The sequence below is a fragment of the Ramlibacter sp. genome (assembly GCF_035706265.1).
In the GTDB taxonomy this organism is placed as follows: domain Bacteria; phylum Pseudomonadota; class Gammaproteobacteria; order Burkholderiales; family Burkholderiaceae_C; genus Ramlibacter.
Genome location: NZ_DASSVG010000258.1, coordinates 1 through 5,604 on the forward strand (window position 1 = coordinate 1; position 5,604 = coordinate 5,604).

Annotated in this window: 6 protein-coding genes and 1 pseudogene; 5 read left to right on the forward strand and 2 right to left on the reverse strand. The window is 67.9% G+C overall.

The window, feature by feature from the left end; translation table 11 throughout:
- The coding region (locus VFM98_RS09555) for a M17 family peptidase N-terminal domain-containing protein (RefSeq protein WP_325109692.1) at positions 1–369 on the reverse strand (369 nt) is incomplete at its 3' end.
- A 43-nt stretch (positions 370–412) separates the two neighbouring features.
- Between VFM98_RS09555 and lptF the strand changes: the two genes are divergently transcribed.
- From lptF to VFM98_RS09580, 5 genes are read left to right on the forward strand one after another with little or no spacing between them, the layout of a single operon-like run.
- A complete protein-coding gene (gene lptF / locus VFM98_RS09560) occupies positions 413–1,513 on the forward strand; it encodes an LPS export ABC transporter permease LptF (RefSeq protein WP_325109693.1) in 1,101 nt (366 codons plus the stop codon).
- Entirely contained in the window at positions 1,510–2,607 is a 1,098-nt protein-coding gene (lptG, locus tag VFM98_RS09565; RefSeq protein WP_325109694.1) for an LPS export ABC transporter permease LptG, read from the forward strand. The genes lptF and lptG overlap by 4 nt, the downstream gene beginning before the upstream one ends.
- A gap of 3 nt (positions 2,608–2,610) precedes the next feature.
- The gene (locus VFM98_RS09570; protein ID WP_325109695.1) at positions 2,611–2,970 is read left to right on the forward strand and encodes a CbiX/SirB N-terminal domain-containing protein; all 360 of its coding nucleotides are present in this window, start codon (positions 2,611–2,613) and stop codon (positions 2,968–2,970) included.
- A gap of 43 nt (positions 2,971–3,013) precedes the next feature.
- The gene (locus tag VFM98_RS09575) at positions 3,014–3,961 is read left to right on the forward strand and encodes a CysB family HTH-type transcriptional regulator (RefSeq protein ID WP_325109696.1); all 948 of its coding nucleotides are present in this window, start codon (positions 3,014–3,016) and stop codon (positions 3,959–3,961) included.
- A gap of 10 nt (positions 3,962–3,971) precedes the next feature.
- The gene (locus tag VFM98_RS09580) at positions 3,972–5,135 is read left to right on the forward strand and encodes a pyridoxal phosphate-dependent aminotransferase (RefSeq protein ID WP_325109697.1); all 1,164 of its coding nucleotides are present in this window, start codon (positions 3,972–3,974) and stop codon (positions 5,133–5,135) included.
- Positions 5,136–5,141: 6 nt separating this feature from the next.
- On the opposite strand, the pseudogene VFM98_RS09585 reads toward VFM98_RS09580, so the two are convergent.
- Positions 5,142–5,604: pseudogene (locus tag VFM98_RS09585) on the reverse strand ((2Fe-2S)-binding protein); the annotation flags it as partial.

Genomic DNA, 5,604 nt, shown 5'->3' on the forward strand with positions numbered 1-5,604 from the left:
CGCCGTGCCGCAGACCGCGGCGCGCACGCCCTCGGCGCCGCTGCCGGGAGGCACCAGGATCACCATGCGCTTGGCCGGCGAGGACTTGACCGAGCCCGCCGCCGCCTGCACGGCGGCCTGCAGGCGCTTGCCCGAACCGTCGCCGGCGCCGGCCAGGATCACGCGCGGCGCGGCGATGCCCTGGGCACGGTAGGCCTGCAGCACCTTGCCCGGCTTGGGCTCGAGATCCTTGGCTGCGAGGGCAGCCGACACGAGCGCCGAGACGGCGTCCTTGCCGGCCTGGAAGTTCTCGGGGACGAGGACCACCAGCACGTCGCACTTCTCAGCGGCCGCACCCGCCAGGTCCAGGGTCTTGAGTTCGAAGTCCATAATCCGTTGTTCTTCGCGCGCCTGCCGCGCCATTGAGCCGCCGATGTTATTCCATTCAACCGTCCGCAAGGAGCTTGCCCGCAGTTTCGGCGCCTCGCTCGTGGTGCTGGTCACCATCATCGTCACGATGACGCTGATCCGCACGCTGAGCCTCGCCAACCGCGGCAGCGTGAACCCCGAGGAAGTGATGATGGTGATGGGCTACACGGTGCTGGGCTACCTGGCCACCGTGCTCACGCTGTCGCTGTTCATCGCGATCGTCGGCACCCTCTCGCGCATGTACGGCGACAGCGAGATGGTGATCTGGTTCAGCGCCGGCCGCGGGCTCTCGGCGCTGGTGAAGCCCCTGTTCCGTTTCGCCTGGCCGGTGCTGGCCGTGATCGCACTGCTGTCGCTGGTGGTGTGGCCCTGGGCCAACCAGCAGACGCAGGAACTGAAGGAGCGCTACGGCAAGCGCGGCGACCTCGAGCGCGTGGCGCCGGGCCAGTTCCAGGAATCCGCCAGCGGCCAGCGCGTGTTCTTCCTGGACAAGGACACGCCGGACAACAAGTCGGGCCGCAACATCTTCATCTCCACCCGCGAGCAGGACCGCGAGACGGTCACCTCCGCGCGCACCGGCCGGGTGGAGACCATCGGCGACAGCCAGTTCCTGCTGCTGTCCAACGGCCAGCGGCTGGAGAATTCGCTCAAGGGCGAGGGCCTGCGCATCAGCGAGTTCGAGCTGCATGGCAGCAAGGTGCGCGGCACCACGCTCACCAGCATGGACGAAAGCCCGACCAAGGCGCGCTCCACCCTGGAGCTGCTGCGCGACCGCACGCCGCGCAACGAAGGCGAGCTGGCCTGGCGCCTGGGCAACGCGCTGGCGGCCCTCAACTTCATCCTGCTGGCCATCACCGTCTCCAGCGTGAACCCGCGCGTGGGCCGCAGCGGCAACCTCATCTTCGCGCTGTTCGCCTTCGTCGTTTACTACAACCTGCTGAACCTCGGGCAGACCTGGATCGCCTCCGGCCGCGTGCCCTTCCTGCCCTTCCTGCTCCTGCTGCACGGGGGCACCTTCGCGGCGGCGGTGTTCTGGCTCGGCAAGCAGCACAACAACTGGGGCGTGAAGCCGCTGATGCAGCGGCTGCGGGCGCGCAGCGAATGAAGACCATCCGGCGCCTGATCTACGTCGAGGTCCTGCAGGCCGTGGCCTTCGTGAGCCTCGGCTTCCTCGCCCTGTTCTTCTTCTTCGACTTCGTCGACGAACTGCCCAACGTGGGCAAGGGCATCCAGCCCTATCGGCTGACGCAGGCGTTGCTGTACGTGGCGCTGCGCGTGCCGAGCCACCTGTACGAGCTGCTGCCGATCGCCGTCCTGATCGGCACCATCTTCGTGATGGCGCGCTTCGCCCAGAGCTCCGAGTACACCATCCTGCGCACCAGCGGCCTCGGGCCCTGGCGGGCGCTGCGGGCGCTGCTGCTGCTCGGGTTCGGCTTCACGGTGCTGACGGTGCTCACCGGCGACTACCTCACGCCCCTGAGCGACCGCACGGGGCAGCTGCTCAAGGCTCGCATGAACGGCGGCCTTTACGTCGGCAGCACCGGCGCGTGGCTCAAGGAGCGGCAGCGCTACTACTCGTACAACGTTAACGTGCGTTCGCTCTCGCCCGAGGGCCAGCTGCAGGGCATCCGCATCTTCGAGGCCGATTCGCGCGGCTACCTGGTCTCGCTCACGCAGGCGGCGCGCGGCAACTTCGCGGACGACGGCGCCTGGGTGCTGCAGGACGTGGACCGCACCGAGTTCACCGACGGCGATTCCGCCCGGGTGCAGCACGCCAGGCTGCCCACCCTGCGCTGGCCGACCGAGATCACGCAGGAGATGGTGGCCGTGGCCCTGCTCAAGCCCGAGCGCATGAGCACGATCGCCCTGTTCCAGTACATCCAGCACCTCGAGGCCAACTCGCAGACGTCGCAGCGCTACGAGATCGAGTTCTGGCGCAAGGTCTTCTATCCCCTCAGCTGCCTGGTGATGGTGGTGCTGGCCCTGCCCTTCGCCTACCTGCATTTCCGCTCCGGCGGAATCACCAGCTACGTGTTCGGCGGGGTGCTGATCGGCATCAGCTTCTTCCTGTTGAACAACGTGTTCGGCTACATCGGCAACCTGCAGAACTGGGTGCCCTGGGTCGCGGCCGGCGCGCCGGGGCTGCTCTACACCCTGCTGTCGCTGGGCGCCTTCGGCTGGCTGGTGCTGCGCAGGTAGGGCATGGCGCGCGCGGTGATCCTGTTCGGCCACGGCTCGCGCGACCCGCTGTGGCGGCTGCCGATGGAGACGGTGGCGGCGCGGCTGCGCGCGCAACATCCCGACGTCGCCGTGCGCTGCGCCTACCTGGAGCTGGACGCGCCCGATCTGGCCACGGCCGCCGCCGAAGCCGTGGCGGCCGGCGCCGACCGCATCACGGTCGTCCCGATGTTCCTCGGCACCGGCCGGCACGCCCGGGAAGACCTGCCCCTGCTCGTGCGCCAGCTCGAAGCGGCCCACCCCGATGTGGCGTTCCTGCTGCAGAAGCCGGTCGGCGAGGACGGCCGGGTGCTGGACCTGATCGCAAAGATTGCATTGGAATAACGCAAGCAGGCATAATGAATTTCTTTCTTAGAAGAAATTCGGCATGAACCTGCATCAGTTCCGCTTCGTGCAGGAGGCGGTGCGGCGCAACCTCAACCTGACCGAAGCGGCCAAGGCGCTGCATACCTCGCAGCCTGGCGTGTCGAAGGCGATCATCGAGCTGGAAGAGGAGCTGGGCGTGGAAATCTTCGCCCGCCACGGCAAGCGGCTCAAGCGCGTGACCGAGCCGGGCCAGCACGTGCTGAAAAGCATCGAGCTGATCATGCGCGAGGTGGGCAACCTCAAGCGCATCGGCGAGCAGTTCAGCGCCCAGGACAGCGGCACCCTCTCCATCGCCACCACCCACACCCAGGCGCGCTACGTGCTGCCGCTGTCGGTGGCCAAGCTGCGCGAGCTCTATCCCAAGGTCAGCGTCAGCCTGCACCAGGGCTCGCCGGACCAGGTGGCCAAGATGGTGATGGAGGAGACGGCGGAGATCGGAATCGCCACCGAGTCGCTGGGCGACTACCCGGACCTGGTGACCCTGCCCTGCTACGAGTGGCAGCACGTGCTGGTGCTGCCGCCCGCGCACCCGCTGGCCAAGAAGGAGCGCATCACGCTGGAGGACATCGCGGCCGAACCGCTGGTGACTTACCACCCCTCGTTTACCGGCCGCACCCGCATCGACACCGCCTTCGCGCAGAAGAAGCTGCAGCCTCGCATCGCCCTGGAGGCGATCGACTCCGACGTGATCAAGACCTACGTGCGCCTGGGCCTGGGCATCGGGATCGTCGCCGAGATGGCGCTGCGCGAGGACGCCGGCAACGAGGACCTCGTCACCCGGCCCCTGGCCATGCTCTTCGGCCACAATCTGGCCCGTGTCGCGTTCAAGCGCGGCGCCTACCTGCGCAACTTCGTCTACCGCTTCGCCGAACTGCTCTCGCCCGACCGCCTGGACCGCAACCTGATCATGAAGGCCATGAGCGGCCACGGCACCGACTACGATCTCTGACACCGAACCCATGCCTGCTTCCGAACGCACGCCCCCCATCGAAACGAAGTTCCCCTCGATGGGCATCACCATCTTCACGGTGATGTCCGCGCTGGCGGCCGAACGCAACGCCGTGAACCTGGGCCAGGGCTTCCCCGATTTCGAATGCGACCCCAAGCTGGTCGACGCCGTCACCGAGGCCATGCGCAAGGGCCTGAACCAGTATCCGCCCATGACCGGCATCGCGCCGCTGCGCGAGGCGGTCTCGGCCAAGATCGAGGCGCTCTACGGCCGCAAGTACGACCCGGCCTCCGAGATCACCATCACCGCCGGCGCCACCCAGGCCATCATCACCGCGGTGCTCGCCATCGTGAAGCCCGGCGACGAGGTGATCGTGCTGGAGCCCTGCTACGACAGCTACGTGCCCAACATCGAGCTGGCCGGCGGCAAGGTGGTGCGGGTGCCGCTGGTGCCCCACAGCTTCCGGCCCGACTTCGCCAAGATCGCCGCGGCGCTCACCCCGCGCACGCGCGCGATCATGATCAACTCGCCGCACAACCCGAGCGGCACCGTGTGGACGCGCGAGGAGATGCTGCAGCTGCAGGAGCTGCTGGCGCCGACCGACGTGTTCGTGATCAGCGACGAGGTCTACGAGCACATGGTGTTCGACGGCCAGCTGCACCAGAGCGCGGCGCGCTTCCCGGGCCTGGCGGCGCGCTCGATCATCGTCTCCAGCTTCGGCAAGACCTACCACGTCACCGGCTGGAAGGTGGGCTACGTCGCGGCGCCGGCGGTGCTGTCGGCGGAGTTCCGCAAGGTGCACCAGTTCAACGTGTTCACGGTCAACACGCCGATGCAGTTCGGGCTGGCGAGCTACATGGCCTCGCCCGAGCCGTACCTGCAGCTGCCGGCCTTCTACCAGCGCAAGCGCGACCTGTTCCGGGACGGCCTGGCGCGGACGCGGCTGAAGCTGCTGCCCAGCGAGGGCACGTACTTCCAGTGCGTGGACATCTCGGAAGTCAGCGACCTGCCCGAGGCCGAATTCTGCAAGTGGCTCACCACCGAGATCGGCGTGGCGGCGATCCCGCTGTCCGCGTTCTACGGCGGCGGCTTCGACCAGCGGGTGGTGCGCTTCTGCTTCGCCAAGAAGGACGAGACGCTGCGCGCGGCGCTGGAGCGCCTGGCGGCGCTTTGACCGCCCTCAGCACTGGATGGGGTTCTTGCAGAACTTCTCCAGTGCGCTGACCACCGTCTTGCCGGTCACCGCGTTGCGCGCCTTCGGCCCGACGTCGAAACTGAGCTTGAACTCGTACTTCCTGAAGAACTCGTCGAAGAGTTCCGGCCCCAGCGTCGCATAGGCGGTGAGCGTGTCGGCCTGGGGATCGTGCGTGAGCAGCACGGCGCACAGCGGCTGCTTGGCCGGCCCCGAGAGCACCTCGGCCCCCTTGGCCGGGTCGTACTGGCTGTTCTCGGCGCAGCAGTGGATCAGCCCGTCCTGCACGCCGCGCTGGGCCCTCTTCTTGCGGAAGCTGATGAAGCTCACGTCGCGGGTGGGATACACGAGCTGGTGGGCGCAGATGGCGGAGAAGGCCACGATGCTGCGGTTGCGCCCCACCCCGCCCGGCCAGTTGTAGGCGCCGCGGTCGGGCGTGCTGAGCGCGTGC